The 14,327-nt window shown below is 46.8% G+C and carries 13 protein-coding genes, 1 rRNA gene and 1 riboswitch; of the genes, 2 read left to right on the top strand and 12 right to left on the bottom strand.

Translation table 11 applies throughout. From position 1 onward, the window contains the following. Window positions 1-61 precede the first annotated feature (61 nt). A riboswitch (purine riboswitch) is annotated at window positions 62-163 on the bottom strand. 270 nt (window positions 164-433) lie between these two features. The 4 genes from CRO25_RS27620 to CRO25_RS27610 all read right to left on the bottom strand — a co-directional run bounded on the left by CRO25_RS27620 (window position 434) and on the right by CRO25_RS27610 (window position 3,774). Continuing rightward, window positions 434-868: a universal stress protein gene (locus CRO25_RS27620; protein WP_024633549.1), complete on the bottom strand. Its 435-nt coding sequence runs from the start codon at window positions 866-868 to the stop codon at window positions 434-436. Between the two features lie 187 nt (window positions 869-1,055). Next, window positions 1,056-1,319 carry a DUF1294 domain-containing protein gene (locus CRO25_RS27615; protein ID WP_063568208.1) on the bottom strand — a complete coding sequence of 88 codons (264 nt, stop codon included), beginning with the start codon at window positions 1,317-1,319 and terminating at the stop codon, window positions 1,056-1,058. Between the two features lie 129 nt (window positions 1,320-1,448). Continuing rightward, entirely contained in the window at window positions 1,449-1,586 is a 138-nt protein-coding gene (locus CRO25_RS33600) for a hypothetical protein (RefSeq protein WP_162842470.1), read from the bottom strand. Window positions 1,587-1,644: 58 nt separating this feature from the next. Further along, window positions 1,645-3,774: a DNA topoisomerase III gene (locus CRO25_RS27610; RefSeq protein ID WP_079697170.1), complete on the bottom strand. Its 2,130-nt coding sequence runs from the start codon at window positions 3,772-3,774 to the stop codon at window positions 1,645-1,647. Between the two features lie 382 nt (window positions 3,775-4,156). Between CRO25_RS27610 and CRO25_RS27605 the strand changes: the two genes are divergently transcribed. Beyond that, the gene (locus CRO25_RS27605; protein WP_079697169.1) at window positions 4,157-6,091 is read left to right on the top strand and encodes an amidase family protein; all 1,935 of its coding nucleotides are present in this window, start codon (window positions 4,157-4,159) and stop codon (window positions 6,089-6,091) included. A 199-nt stretch (window positions 6,092-6,290) separates the two neighbouring features. Here CRO25_RS27605 and CRO25_RS27600 read toward each other — a convergent pair whose 3' ends face one another. The 7 genes from CRO25_RS27600 to CRO25_RS27570 all read right to left on the bottom strand — a co-directional run bounded on the left by CRO25_RS27600 (window position 6,291) and on the right by CRO25_RS27570 (window position 13,205). After that, the gene (locus CRO25_RS27600; RefSeq protein ID WP_256863764.1) at window positions 6,291-7,373 is read right to left on the bottom strand and encodes an ABC transporter substrate-binding protein; all 1,083 of its coding nucleotides are present in this window, start codon (window positions 7,371-7,373) and stop codon (window positions 6,291-6,293) included. Window positions 7,374-7,403: 30 nt separating this feature from the next. After that, entirely contained in the window at window positions 7,404-7,736 is a 333-nt protein-coding gene (locus tag CRO25_RS27595) for a ferredoxin family protein (protein WP_063568212.1), read from the bottom strand. After that, window positions 7,733-9,340, bottom strand: coding sequence for an FAD-dependent oxidoreductase (locus CRO25_RS27590; RefSeq protein ID WP_079697168.1), 1,608 nt, complete (start codon window positions 9,338-9,340; stop codon window positions 7,733-7,735). Before CRO25_RS27590 ends, CRO25_RS27595 begins: the two co-directional genes overlap by 4 nt. A gap of 23 nt (window positions 9,341-9,363) precedes the next feature. Next, window positions 9,364-10,263, bottom strand: coding sequence for an ABC transporter permease (locus CRO25_RS27585; protein WP_079697167.1), 900 nt, complete (start codon window positions 10,261-10,263; stop codon window positions 9,364-9,366). A 53-nt stretch (window positions 10,264-10,316) separates the two neighbouring features. Then, window positions 10,317-11,123, bottom strand: coding sequence for an ABC transporter permease (locus tag CRO25_RS27580; RefSeq protein ID WP_079697166.1), 807 nt, complete (start codon window positions 11,121-11,123; stop codon window positions 10,317-10,319). A gap of 95 nt (window positions 11,124-11,218) precedes the next feature. Then, window positions 11,219-11,995: an ABC transporter ATP-binding protein gene (locus CRO25_RS27575; protein WP_079697165.1), complete on the bottom strand. Its 777-nt coding sequence runs from the start codon at window positions 11,993-11,995 to the stop codon at window positions 11,219-11,221. A 208-nt stretch (window positions 11,996-12,203) separates the two neighbouring features. After that, complete coding sequence (locus CRO25_RS27570) at window positions 12,204-13,205, bottom strand: ketoacyl-ACP synthase III (protein ID WP_079697164.1); 1,002 nt, start codon at window positions 13,203-13,205, stop codon at window positions 12,204-12,206. Between the two features lie 300 nt (window positions 13,206-13,505). Here CRO25_RS27570 and CRO25_RS27565 point away from each other — a divergent pair, with 300 nt between their 5' ends. Then, complete coding sequence (locus CRO25_RS27565) at window positions 13,506-14,060, top strand: NADPH-dependent FMN reductase (protein ID WP_079697163.1); 555 nt, start codon at window positions 13,506-13,508, stop codon at window positions 14,058-14,060. Between the two features lie 174 nt (window positions 14,061-14,234). On the opposite strand, the gene rrf is transcribed toward CRO25_RS27565, so the two are convergent. Further along, a 5S ribosomal RNA gene (gene rrf, locus CRO25_RS27560) occupies window positions 14,235-14,327 on the bottom strand; the annotation flags it as partial.

Below are 14,327 nucleotides of genomic sequence, written 5' to 3'. Positions count from 1 at the left end.
ACGTATCCCGCATTTGGGCATGCCAAAGGCAGGCTTGCTGTCCGCATCTGATTTCATGCGTCTCTCAGCCGTATCTCCTCGTAGTCCGGAAATTTACGGTTCCCGGGTAGATACTTCCGGGCCCTATTCCCGGCGTTATACGAGCAAATATCTATTTCAACAAATTAATTCAATAAAATTGAAAAATCCACATCTTTCGAACCTACTCGACCTTATATATAACTGATCGACACATCTAACATTCTAACAATCCCCTACAGCTAATGTCAACTTAAAGACGAACATTTAACATATTGACAAATTTAATGTTCGGAAATAACCGATCATTCAGAGATACTGCATCCCTTTTATTCCAAAAAAGAAAGCCGACCCCTCTTCAACCTATCGAAGACAGCCGGCTTTTCTCTATTATGTGTATACACACATTCTATAATTATTTCACGATAAGTACCGGAACCTGAGCATGCTGCACTACGTTGTGACTAACGCTACCCAAGACAAATTCCCGGATTCCACCAAGACCACGACTACCAATAATGATGATATCCGATCCGTTCTCTTTGGCATAATCGAGAAGGACCTCGGCAGCAGCTCCTTGAATCAGATCCACGTTTGCTGTAACGCCAGCAGCCTGAATCCGCTCTTTCGCTTCATCCGTCGTTTGCACCGCCAGATTATAGTAGTCATTATTCAAAGAAGGTGGCAAAGGTGCCAATCCTTCCCCGATGAATACACGTGGAAAGTCAAAGGCATGAATAACATCCAAGACTGCACCCGGAGAAACTTTGGCTAACTCAATCGCACGATCAAGTGCTTTATTTGAAGCTTTCGAACCATCATAAGCAACTAGTATTTTGGAGAATAACATGTAAATCCCGTCCCTTCCTTTATATGTAGAACATTCGAAGCCAGCTTCGGTCTGACATAAAATACAAGAACCATGTAACTCCTTAAACGTCCCCAGGTCAAAATGAACCATTTATAAGAAACATTTTACATAATCATTCTAGCCACTCACCTGGAGTACAGCAGATCCCAACCATTCAATCCGTACCTTATTGCAGGAAATACCCATAGATTACCGCATTTAGGAATAACAACAACGGAATGCCGATCGTAAAACTGGGATGTTTGGTCTTGTGACGTTTACGATACATTGCAATCCATACCCCCAATGCCCCACCAATAAAGGCCAGCAGAAACAGCGTTCGTTCGGGTGTACGGTCTCGACGGCGCTGCGCACGTTTCTTGTCGTCCGACATGACCAGGTAACCTACGACATTGATAAATAAAAACCACAGTATCAATCCGGTTTGCATATAATTCTAGCGGTCCCCCTGTCCCGGGACATCTCCCTGTACCTCCATTATAGTCCTCTGAAGGAACATGATCAACGCGAGAAGGGAACCGCAAAGATATTTAGAAGCAATGAATCCCGAATACCAAACCTATGACTCCTGTTTAGGAATACCATTCAGGTTTGGTGCTCTTTTTGCTGCCTTTTCGGGACGTACAGAGATACTCTCTTCCTGAATGCTGTCTTTGTTCTGCTGATTATGAATCTTCTCTGGTTTGTTATGTGGCATCTGCGTATCACCTCCTAGGCTTACGTTGCCTGAAAAAGGAGAATCTTATACGACAGTCTTACTCTCCCTTTTTCTCCATGGCTGCCTTCAACAGTTCTCCCAAATTGGAACCGATCGACTCCTGTTTCGCATATTGTTTGACCAGCTTTTGCTGATCACGTTTGTTCACATGCTGTTTGTCTTTATCCAACGTTTCCGTTATGCCGCAAGGCAGACATTGCACGTACAAACCTGCCTTACCCTCTTTAATTTCCATCTTTTTGTGACACTGTGCACAGCGACGGTTGGATAATCGTTTCTCTGCCGAACGACGATATCCGCAATCCTCCGTTGGACACACGAGGAACTTGCCACGTTTGCCTTTCTTCTCCAGTAAGCGGGCATTACAATCCGGGCAGTGACTATTGGATACATTATGCGGCTTATACTCCGCTTTGCTTCCTTTTACTGTAGATACAAGCTCTTTCGCCATCGAACGGATGCTCTCCAGGAAAGGCTCAGGCTTCCCTTGTCCACGGGCGATTCGTTCCAGCTCAGCTTCCCAGCGAGCTGTTAACTCCGGTGAACGCAGCTGTGGAGCAGCCAGTTCAATCAGCTGTTTTCCTTTTCCCGTTGGATGCATGCTGTTCCCTTGACGATCAATGGTGTCGGAACTGACCAGCTTCTCGATAATATCCGCTCGTGTAGCCGGAGTGCCCAGTCCATGCTTCTCCATTTGGGAAAGCAGCGCTGCCTCTGTATACCGTTTGGGCGGCATCGTCCGTCCACTTTTGATATGACAACGTTGAACCGTCACGGACTGACCTTGCTGCACGTCTGGCAAAAGCGCACGATCATGGTCTGAGGAATCGTCAGCACGATCATCATCCTCATCGCTATAATCTCCGCCGTACACTTCCCGCCAGCCGCTTTCTTTCACCGTTGTGCCTTTCACATGAAAGGAATCGTTGCCCACCTGAACAGTGATCGCAACAGAATCGTACTTTGCAGCCGGATAGAACAAGCTGATAAAACGACGTACGATCAGATCGTATAGCTTACGTTCCTCTGGATTCAGCTGATTGAGGAGAACCGTCTGTTCTGTTGGAATGATCGCATGGTGATCCGTTACCCTGCTGTCATCCACGATACGTTTGGTGATATTCAGATTTTTGCGCAACAACGGACGAGCCAGAGACGCATAGGGGCCAATCGCTACACTATCCAGTCGTTCTTTCAGCGTTCCCGTCATATCCGATGTCAGGTAACGGCTGTCTGTACGTGGGTAGGTTACCAGCTTGTGCTGTTCATAAAGACGCTGCAGCACATTCGATGTTTGCTTGGCGGAAAAACCATATTTCCGGTTGGCATCCCGTTGTAATTCCGTCAGGTCATAAGCCAGCGGATGCGGCTCAACCTTTTCGCTTTTTTTCACTTGGGCAATCGTACCCTTGCGACCCTCTATTCGTTTCTTCAATTCTTGTGTCTCTTGCGGATCGAAGATGCGTGAATCCCCACCTGCAGCGCGCCATACTGCCTGGAAACCTCCCAGATCGGCCGTTAACGTCTCATACTCTTGGGAGCGGAATCCGTTGATCTCATTTTCCCTGTCCATAATCATGCCAAGTGTAGGGGTCTGTACCCGTCCAGCTGACAATTGTGCATTAAATCGAACCGTCAATGCACGCGTCACGTTAAGACCAATCATCCAATCTGCTTCTGCCCGGCAACGTGCCGATTCATAGAGACGATCAAACTGGCTACCTGGCTTCAGTGATGCAAATCCATCCTTGATGGCCTTGTCGGTCTGGGATGATATCCACAGCCGTTTAAACGGCTTTTTCCACTGGGCCATTTGCATAATCCAGCGAGCCAGCAATTCACCCTCACGTGCTGCATCCGTTGCAATGACCAATTCACCAACATCCTGACGTTTCATCAGCTGCTGTACCGCTTTGTATTGATGGTTGGTCTCTTTGAGTACCTTCAGCTTGGTGCGATCAGGCAGAATCGGCAGATCCTCCAGATTCCAGGTTGCATACTTTTTGTCATAGTCCTCTGGTTCAGCCAATCCAACAAGATGCCCAAGCGCCCAAGTCACGATATATTTCGGGCCTTCCATATAGCTTTTATGTTTATCACGCGCTCCCATCACTCTGGCTATTTCTCGTGCCACAGATGGTTTTTCTGCGAGTACTAATGTTTTCAATCCATATCTTCCTTTCTTTGATAAACCTATGACTCTCTTGCTTCTATCGTAATTAAAAGAGTTCTTCTACTTCTATCTTTTCATTATATCATTTCATGGTATTGGTTTGCTTTGGCTTCACAATTAACGATTTATCTCATGAAATACCTATCTTGCAGTCTTATGTTAGATTAATTAACACAATAATCTTCGACATTTTTCTTCCGCGCATGGAATTAGGAGCATTTAGTAGGATATCTAGCGTGAATATAGTATGTATACGATTTTTTGGATAAATATGAGTGTTGTAAGAATACCTTACATGTACTTAGAATGTGAAAAAAGCAACTATATCAGATTCGCCAACACACATCATTGATACACAGGAAGGGAGCGTGGATGCATGACTTATCATGGATCTGTATTGAAAAAAAGTGGGGCCTTGTTACTGGCCGGAGCGGTTGTTGCCTCAACATGGGGAGGAACGGTTCCCTCAGCGTCAGCTGCAACGGCAACGCCTTCTAGCAAAACTACGGTTGCAGCCGTAACAGCTGGTAAGGCACCTGTCACAGCAGTAGCATTTGTTCAAGCTATGGAAGAAGCGGCTACACTTGCAGGTGTTCCTTTTTCCATGGACAAACTTTCCGGCACAACAGTACAGCGTAAAGATGCTGCTTTAGCTTTGCAAACCTGGCTGAAGCTGGAGTCCACTCCAGAATCGTTCAAGGATGTTCCGGATCAGGCGAGCTTTGCCGGTGCCGTTGGTGCGCTGAACACCGCGGGGTTGATGAAAGGATATACCGACGCCCTCTTCCTTCCTAATGCAGTACTGACCCAAAATGATGTTGCTATATTGAAAGACCGCATTTATAACTACATAAAACCATTTGTTCTGGAGGAAGCGACAATTACGGATCTCCAGGCTGCCATGACGCAAGGAAAGCTAACATCCAAAGAACTCGTGCAGAAGTACCTGGATCGGATTGAAAAATATGATGATCAGGATGTGAGCATTAACGCAGTTCTGACCTTGAACCCGGATGCCCTCAAAATCGCTGAAACGTTGGACGAAGAACGTGCAGCTCAGGGTGCCCGCGGACCTTTACATGGTATTCCGGTTTTAGTTAAAGATAACTTCGATACCAACGATATGCCTACAACCGCAGGCTGTATCTGTCTGAAAGATTCCGTACCTGCTCACGATGCTGAACAAGTGAAGAAGCTCAAAGCAGCCGGGGCCATTATTTTGGGCAAAACCAATCTGCATGAATTCGCATTCGGTATTACCACATCCAGCTCGCTGGGTGGACAAACACTGAATCCTTATGCGCTGGATCACTATCCAGGCGGGTCAAGTGGTGGTACGGGTGCCGCCATTGCCTCAAACTTTGCAGCCGCAGGCATGGGTACTGACACCGGCGGATCAATCCGTATCCCTTCCAGCTTCAACAGCCTTGTCGGTATTCGTCCAACAATCGGACTGTCCAGCCGTGAAGGAATCATCCCTCTTGCATTGACCCAGGATGTCGGTGGTCCTATGGCTCGTACCGTAAGTGATGCTGCAATCATGCTGGATGCTACAGCCGGCTATGACAAAAACGATGTCGCTACAGCTTATGCTGTAGGCAAAATCCCTTCCAGCTATACTGACTTCCTGGATGTAAACGGTCTGAAAGGTGCACGCATTGGTGTGGCCACCGAACTCATCCCAAGTACCAAAGCTGAGGAAAAAGCCGTTGCTGATGTGATTAACAATGCAGTAGAAGAACTCAAAACGCTGGGAGCTACGGCAGTCCCGATCAGTATTCCAAACCTGGCGGAAATCAACAAATACCCAAGCTTGAGTGGATACGAGTTCAAATTCCAACTTAATGACTATCTGGAGTCTCTTGGTGACGAAGCCCCTTATCACAGCTTGTCCGAGATTATTGCTTCCGGACAGTTCGACAAGTCACAAGAACAGTCTATGAAGACTCGTGATGCACGGGAAACGTTGGAGACTGCCGAATATAAGGACATCGTCCTGAAACGTACCCAAATCACACGTGAGTCCTTGCTGAAAGTTATGGCGGACAACAACCTGGATGCCATCATCTATCCAACATCCACGCAAGCCGCTGGTGTTATTGGCGAAGGGCAAAACTCCGGTGGTAACAACCGATTGAGCCCATTCTCTGGCTTCCCGGCAATTACCGTACCTGCTGGATTTACAACTGAAGGTCTGCCAGTAGGTATGGAATTCCTGGGCCGCGCTTTTGATGAAGGAACCTTGATCAAGCTGGCTTACAGCTATGAGCAAGGGACTCATCACCGCCAAGCACCAAAGCTCACTCCATAAATCGTTCATGGGATTAAACATTCTTTATTGCTACACACAAAAAAAGTCCATCCAAATTCATGTAGCCATGAATTTGGATGGACTTTTCACTATTTTGTTCGTTTTGTCTGCTAATGTTCAATAGATTACCTGTTTGTTGTTTTTCTGTAGTGGTCTCTGTAGTGCCACTCTAACGGCTCCCAAGCCAAAACTGTGTTGGCTATTGCTGTTGCCAGTCACTAATCGAATAATCCTTTTTGGCCAGTTTTTCTTCCACTAAAAAGTTTTTCGTGCCTTCCAGCAGCTTCAACCCGTCCTCCGTAAACGCCGTATCCTTGATTTCACTGATCGGATTTACCTGCTTCGCTAGTTCAGGTGTAGTGTCCCCAATCTCAGCAAGGAACTGATAATATTCATCTTCATGCTGCTTGAGGTCAGCTAAAGCCTTCTGCCTTGCTTCATTCCATACTTGAGGAAAATCAGGGAATTTAGCGAGGAAATCCTCCGCTACAACTGTAACGCTGCTGCCTAGAAGATCTGGATGCTGTGAAGCATCATCCAGATGCGTATAGCCTTCGGAAATGAGCTTTAGCGCGGGTACACCCAGGTTGGTAGTTGCATCCACATCCCCTCTTGCCAATGCAGCTGTTGCATCCGGAGTTAACATATGAACCAGCTTGTAGTCGGTTACTCCTTCTTCCTGAAGCAGGCCGACCACGTAACGGTGCATGAAGGAACCTTTTTGAATTGCAATTGTTTTGCCTTGCAGCTCCTTAACTGTTTTTGGACCGTCCTTTTTACCAATCAGATAACCCACATTATTCACCATGGATTGAGTTATTAACCTGGTCTTCGCTCCGGAAGCATAAGCAATAATGGCTGGCGTATCGCCCAAGCTGCCAAAATCCAGCCGTCCGCTGATCAACGATTCCGTCTGGTCAGGCCCATTAGGGAATCCGGTCAGTTTCACTTCCGTAATACCGTATTTTTTTAGTTCCTCTTGAATAATACCTTTATATAGGCCCCACCCCTCGGCACCACCAGGCAAATTCAGCTTATTCGAGCCAATAAAACCATAATTGAGAATGGTCGGTATATCCTCTGACCTTTGACCACTTGTCGCCTTCGATTGACCTTCATCAGTTGAGCCTGTCGCGCTGTTGGTATTTCCTGAACCAACGTTATTCCCACAAGCCTGAAGAGTCAGTACTACCATAACAATGCTAACGAGAACCGACAGGCGCAGCCACATTGCAGTTGTCCCTCCGGTATTCTTCTCCTTGTATCTGTGTGCCTGTTTCATTGTTGGTTTCCCCCTTGAACATTTGCATCTTCAGAATCCGGCTCTCGCAGAGAGTTGTACCATGAAGTTATGACTTGCTACTGGCTTTCTGCCCTTGCCCCAGCCTACCTTCTCACGATATCCACCTAGAAATCCCTGCTCCTGAAGCTCCTGCTCGGTTATTCCGGTAAGTGCTTCGGAATCAGGTGCAACATACAAGGCATCCACTGGACAATACAGCTCACACATAAAACAGGTCTGACAGTCGTCCTGCCTTGCAATAACGGGTATTCCACCCTCTACTCGATCGAAGACATTGGTTGGACAGACGGCTACGCATTGGTTGCACTCTATACACTTGGTCGCACTGATGACTTCAATCACAAGGGAACACTCTCCTTCGCCACTTCCTCGGTTTTCACCCAGACCTGATCCAGGCCGCCACTGATCAGCCGATGATGCTGTGCCGTATCGGACTCTTTGTAATCCTCACGTTTGTGCATCCCTCTGGATTCCGTGCGGGCCAGTGCAGAGTTGTACATCCAACGGGCGGTTGCCGTCATGGCGGCTGCCTCCCGGGCCTTCACACCTTCCGGTGTTCGCTGAACCTGTATATTGCGTTGAATGCTCCATAACTCGTCAAGACGACCAAGCGCCGAGGACAAACCTTGCTCTGTACGGAACAAGTTCACTTCATAAGGCTTCACCTCAGCCTGCACAGCGGATACATATTCTGCTGTGCGAGCTGCCGTCCCTTGCTTCACTTGCCCTTGCACCAGAGGAGCAGAAGATAAGCCTGATGGATTACGTTTTGCAGCATTGTGCCCGAGTTCTAACACGTACCCTGCTGCACCCTCCCCGGCGAAAGACCCGGAAGACATCGCCCAGGCCGCATTATGGCTGCCACCTCCAGTAAATCCACCACAGATCAACTCCCGTGTAGCGGCATCTCCTGCTGCATAAAGACCCGGTACGCCAGTGGCACAATTTTCATCCATCACCCGAATGCCGCCAGTTCCACGAACTGTCCCCTCCAGACGCAGCGTGATCGGGAATAATTCCTTGAATGGATTAATTCCAAGCCGATCAAACGGCAGGAAAAAGTTCGTTTGCGCTACTCTCAGCAACGGCTGTAAATCTTCTGGCGCCTGATCCAGTCTGGCGTAAACCTGACGTCCAGCCATCAGATGGCGAGCGATGACAGAGCGTCCCTTTTTGGAGCCTGCACCTTCAACAATGGTGCCATCTTCATGATAAAAGCTGGCATAATTGTAATAGGCCGTCTTCGTTACGGAAGAGAACGTCGGGCAGATGGCATAAGCATTGGAAAACTCCATGCCTGAAAGAGCCGCTCCCGCCTCGGCCGCAAACAGGTAACCGTCGCCAGTAAGTACGTTGCAGCCCAACGCTTTGCTGAGAAATGCGCATCCTCCAGTCGCAATGACAACAGCCCCTGCATGAACAGTCCATGTTTTTCCACTCTGCGTTTGTACTCCGGCTGCACCTGCTACACCATATTCATCTGCAAGCAGCTCCATGGCTGGGCTATGATCCAATATTTTAACCCCTGCCCTTTTAACCAGCTTACGCATCAGTCGCATATATTCCGGCCCTTGCAGACCACGACGATGCTGCTGACCTTCTTCATTGATCGGAAAAGGGTACCCTGATACTCCCAGTCGATTCATATTGTCATATGTTCGATTCAGCACCCGATCCATCCAGCGATGCTCAGCTAGTTGACCTCCCATAAAATACCGGCTCGCCTTCGCTTCTTCCCGTAGCTTCTCATCAGGCTTCACATACCACACCCCTGTTCCAGAAGGGGCAGTGGCTCCGCTTGAGCCGCAATATCCCTTGTCAGCCAGTACCACTGAGGCTCCTTTGGCAGCTGCCGCGAGAGCTGCCCATGTACCCGCTGGTCCTCCACCAATAACCAGTACATCTGCCAAAAGGAATAATGAATCTTCTCGTACCGCTTCACTCATGTGCATTGACCTCCCTGAAATGTTCAGCCCTGGTAGCTGTCTCGCCAGAACAGAAATTTACGTTCTATCATACGAAAGAGCGAGTCTATCCCTTTGCCGACAATAGCGAAAATGAGAATACCGACAAAAATGATGGCCGTATTGGCATTCTGCTTACCCTCATTAATCAGAAATCCGATTCCAGACTGTGAGCCGATCAATTCCGCCACGACCAATCCAATCCAGGCTACGGCTAACGAGAGCCGGAGCCCCAACAAAATACCCGGTAGTGCTGCTGGAAGAATCAACCTGCGTATTCGCTGATACGGGCTGAAACCGAGTACCTGTGCTACTTCATATAGTTTTTTGTCCACCCCACGAATAGCCATAAAAGTGTTGATGTATAGAGGGAAAAAGGAACCACTCATAATAATGACCACCTTGGATACTTCTCCGAAGCCAAACCACAAAATAATCAGCGGTGCAATCGCCAGATGCGGCACAAGTCGAAGCACCTGTACGCTCGGGTCCAATATATATTCTGCTTGACGAAAGAGTCCGGTTAGGATCCCAAAACACAGTCCGAGTACCCCGCCAATCAGAAATCCCAATCCTGCACGGCCCATACTTACACCAAGATGATGGATTAGCTCTCCTGTTGCCGCAAGCTCGGTCAATGCGCTGAGGATACTCAGTGGGGTTGGAAGAAATTCAGCCGATAACCACCCTATGCTGCCAGCAATCTGCCATAATGCCAGTGTACCCAGTGGAATCAGCGACCCGATGACCACATCCGACAGCGAGGTTTTCCATGAACGCGATGGTAGCTGTAAACGAGAGATTACTTTAGTCCGTCCAGCAACGATCGGAGCTGTTCCGCTGATATCTCTGGAGTCCAGCGCGCTTTTAGCTGTTTTCATTATGGCTTCCGTTCCCTCGTTCATAGTGCATCCCTCCTATCATTTCGAGCTTTGTCATTTATTCTTTAGCCTTTCAATTAACCTGAAATGCTGTCCTTCCATTGCAATAATCGCTGTTCCAGCAGTCGAACCAATGTATCGCTTAACAACCCTGCTGCAGCAAAAATGAATATTCCCACGAACACGACAGGTGTATCTGCGAACTGCCGAGCATCCGACATCATATAACCGATGCCTGAGCTGGAAGCAATCATCTCTGCCACGACCAGTGCCAGCCAAGAAAGCCCAAGTGACAATCGCACGCCAAGTATAACGTTTGGCACAGCCGCCGGAAGCACAAGGCGGGTAACTTGCTTGATCCGGCTGTAACCCAGCACCCGTGTCACCTCAAACAGCTTATTGTCCACCCCACGTATGCCCATAAAAGTTTGAATATATAAAGGAAAGAATGCAGCCTTTGCTATCAACAGCACCTTTGATTCCTCGCCTATACCAAACCAGAGAATGAATAAAGGTACAACCGCAAGGCTTGGAATCATACGAATCATTTGCAAAGTAGGGTCCAACAGTTTTTCTGATTTGCGAAACAAACCTACCAGAATACCGAAGAAGAGGCCAAGACCTCCGCCAAGAAAGAATCCCGCAAATGCTCTCATAGCGCTAATTTGCAGATTAGCCCACAAATCTCCCGAAACAACTAGAGTCACCAAAGCCACTGCGATGGTATAAGGGGTCGGGAACAGCATTTCCGAAATGATTTCGTAATGCCCCAAAGTCTGCCACAGCATAAGCACAATACCCGGCAAAATAAGACCTAATGCAAATTTTACTGCTTTGCCGGTTTTTTTATCGGTCGCTTTGAGCGTTGCCGCCTGTTCTGACATTAGATCATATCCTCCTCCACTCACTTAAACATATTTATTTTATTGAATTACTCGGATTAATAGTGGAATGAATGAATCAATCAGGTTAACTTCATTTATATCCCGGCCCCATCCTTAAGTTCAAACTCTTCCAATTTCTCAAACTCACTTAATACCTTTAACCGAACTTGTTGAAATGAATTCGACGCTTTCTTTCGAGGATAAGGGAGATCAATAGGTACGATTTTTCGAATTTGTCCCGGGCGGGGTTCCAAAATGACCACACGCTCACCCAGAAAAACTGCCTCATCAATATCATGGGTTACAAAAATCATCGTTGTCTTGTTTGTGCGCCAAATATCTAGTAGTACCGCCTGCATATGAGCCCGAGTGAATGCATCTAGCGCACCAAACGGTTCATCAAGCAGTAAAATTTGGGGACTTCGGAGCAGCGCTCGCGCAATGGCGACACGCTGGGCCATACCACCCGACAACTCACGCGGATAGGCTTGTTCAAATCCTTGCAATTTCACCAGTTCAATTAGTTCATTCACCTTCCGTCTGACTTCCGGTTTACCGAGCGACAGATCAGAAGCGATGTTCTTCTCTACAGTGAGCCAGGGAAAGAGTCGGTGCTCCTGAAAAATAAAGCCCTTATCGATCCCTGGTCCTTTAATTTCGTTCCCATTCAGCGTTACGCTACCCGTATAACCGCGATCCAGTCCCGCTACGATACGCAACAAGGTGCTTTTTCCACAGCCACTTGGCCCTATAATCGTTATGAACTCCCCTTCTTTCACATGTAAATCCACATTATACAAAGCCTGGACCGACCCTCCTGTGGTATCAAACTGTTTGTTTAGTTGAGATATAGCCACTAACGTCTCACCCATTTGAGTCCCCCTCCCAGATGAAAAGTACAAAAAAGAGGTATCCTGCAAATATACCTTTGCAGGATACCTCTGTCTAAACAGTCGGTATATAAAATTATAGTAAAACAAAGTAAATCAATTGGAATTTGTATGATTAAATTATCATCTTTCCTTAAGCCTGTCAATACACAACATAAAATTACCCATAAATACACTAAAGGATTGAGCTTTATTTTACAGGACTGTCAGGTACACTCCATCTAAGCACAAGACCTGCGTAGGTCAGGCCGCCTCCAAAACCAAACAGGGCTATTTGATGCCCATGCTTTAATTTCCCTGCGTCTACTGCAAGCTGTAAAGCGAGCGGAATGGAAGCTGCCGAGGTATTTCCCCTGTACTCAACACTTGTTAAAGTGCGTTCCAGCGGAATAGGACCGCGTTCACAAACCGCTTCAATCATTCTTAGATTCGCACTATGGGGTACAAACCAATCGATCTGCTCCGGCTTCATCTCTGCTTTGGCTATAAGCCCACTCAATTGTTCTGGAATCGTGCGTACTGCCCACTTATAGATTTCTCTGCCATTCTGGACAAGGCATCCCTCACCCTGCAGAGGTACACCATTCATCTCAGAAGAAAGACCACTCTTATAGAGATGAATACCGCCTTCTCCACTCGTACCTGAGATGGCTGCCATAAAGTCACCTTTTCCAGCAGCTCTTTCTACCAAAAAGGCTCCTGCCCCGTCGCCGAACAATACACATGTCGTACGGTCTGTATAATCAGTAATCTTGGACAACGTCTCTGCTCCAATAACCAACACTTTATGATACATGCCACTGGTTACCAAACTGTCAGCCAACTGTAATCCATACGTAAACCCCGCACATGCAGCATTCAAATCAAGCACTCCCGTATGTGGAATCTTGAGATTCGCCTGTACTCTGGATGCTGTGCTGGGAAATGAATATTCAGGTGTGCTGGTAGCAACCAAAATCATATCCACATCTTCTACGCTAACATTATAACGGCGCATCATATCTTCTACAGCCTTGGTGGCCAGGTCAGATACAAATTGATCATCAGCTGCTATGCGCCGTTCTCTCATTCCTGTACGCTGTACAATCCATTCATCACTCGTCTCGACGAGCTTCTCCAAATCAGCATTACTTAATATTCGATCCGGTACATACGTACCCATTGCGGTAATGGTTGACATTGATTGATTCATACCGGTAGTCACCTCGTTTGTTTTTTATCATTATAGCACTAAGTATTAGTACTTGGTACTAATTTTAAAAAATATTTATTATGACTCATTCGTCAGTTAAATATTTTATGTGATCTATTCATCCTATTACCCACAGTCATGCAAACTATCGCATGCATTTTTGATGAAGAATTGTGGATATCCTCTGAGTAACATGAAGAATGCCTTAATTAAATACGTTTTCTATAGACAGTCCATTCCAACAGGAGGAAAATAAACAGATTGCCCTACATTACTAAAGAATAGAGATGATGTATAGCCATGAAAAATGAATTTAATATCCTTGCGATTTCCGGAAGCCTGCGCAATCAGTCCTCCAATACGTTACTAATGCATGCCATGATTAAGCTAGCTCCTCCTAACCTTAAGTTTGGAGTATATGGTGGATTAAATGATCTACCGCATTTTAACCCTGACCTCGATGTCGAGGAAGGTCCTGAGTCCGTGCAGAATTTGAGAGCCCAACTGAAGCATTCGGATGGAGTCCTTATCTGCACGCCCGAGTATGGAAACGGAGTTCCTGGGGTCTTAAAAAACGCATTAGATTGGATCGTATCTTCAGGAGAATGGCTCAATAAACCCACCGTTGCCATCGCTGCTTCTCCAAGCCTCATGGGCGGTGACAAAGCCCATGCTTCACTATTGCTGACGCTAAACATGATTAATGCCCAAGTCTTACATGAGGCCTCTCTAACCATTCCTCATGTTACCTTGAAGATGAATAAACAAGGAGTCATCCTTGATTCAGAAACACAGCATGCATTGGAGAAATCACTTTTAAGCCTAGGGGAGGCATGCAACCAAATGGTTAAATAGAAAGAACCTGCTTAAATTAATCTGACTATAAAAATTAGTACATTCACATAAATTGAAATAAAAAAACAGCCCTGGATTTTCTCCGGGCTGTTACGGTCTATATTAGATACTTATTAGATACTTCGTATAAAACAAATAAAAACCACCACCGAATAACATCGGCAGTGGTTCTTTGCTTGGCGGCGTCCTACTCTCCCAGGACCCTGCGGTCCAAGTACCATCGGCGCTAGAGGGCTTAACGGTCGTGTTCGGGATGGGTACGTGTGG

It is taken from the genome of Paenibacillus sp. RU5M, from assembly GCF_900221055.1.
In the GTDB taxonomy this organism is placed as follows: Bacteria; Bacillota; Bacilli; order Paenibacillales; family Paenibacillaceae; genus Paenibacillus; species Paenibacillus marchantiae.
The sequence above is the reverse complement of the archived record's forward strand: the minus strand, read 5'-3'. Positions and strand labels throughout refer to the sequence as shown.

Coding starts and splice junctions, on each gene's coding strand:
- CRO25_RS27620 (WP_024633549.1), bottom strand. CDS start 868: ATGTTATTCTCCAAAATACTAGTTGCTTATGATGGTTCGAAAGCTTCA.
- CRO25_RS27615 (WP_063568208.1), bottom strand. CDS start 1,319: ATGCAAACCGGATTGATACTGTGGTTTTTATTTATCAATGTCGTAGGT.
- CRO25_RS33600 (WP_162842470.1), bottom strand. CDS start 1,586: ATGCCACATAACAAACCAGAGAAGATTCATAATCAGCAGAACAAAGAC.
- CRO25_RS27605 (WP_079697169.1), top strand. CDS start 4,157: ATGACTTATCATGGATCTGTATTGAAAAAAAGTGGGGCCTTGTTACTG.
- CRO25_RS27600 (WP_256863764.1), bottom strand. CDS start 7,373: ATGAAACAGGCACACAGATACAAGGAGAAGAATACCGGAGGGACAACT.
- CRO25_RS27590 (WP_079697168.1), bottom strand. CDS start 9,340: ATGAGTGAAGCGGTACGAGAAGATTCATTATTCCTTTTGGCAGATGTA.
- CRO25_RS27585 (WP_079697167.1), bottom strand. CDS start 10,263: ATGAACGAGGGAACGGAAGCCATAATGAAAACAGCTAAAAGCGCGCTG.
- CRO25_RS27580 (WP_079697166.1), bottom strand. CDS start 11,123: ATGTCAGAACAGGCGGCAACGCTCAAAGCGACCGATAAAAAAACCGGC.
- CRO25_RS27575 (WP_079697165.1), bottom strand. CDS start 11,995: ATGGGTGAGACGTTAGTGGCTATATCTCAACTAAACAAACAGTTTGAT.
- CRO25_RS27570 (WP_079697164.1), bottom strand. CDS start 13,205: ATGAATCAATCAATGTCAACCATTACCGCAATGGGTACGTATGTACCG.
- CRO25_RS27565 (WP_079697163.1), top strand. CDS start 13,506: ATGAAAAATGAATTTAATATCCTTGCGATTTCCGGAAGCCTGCGCAAT.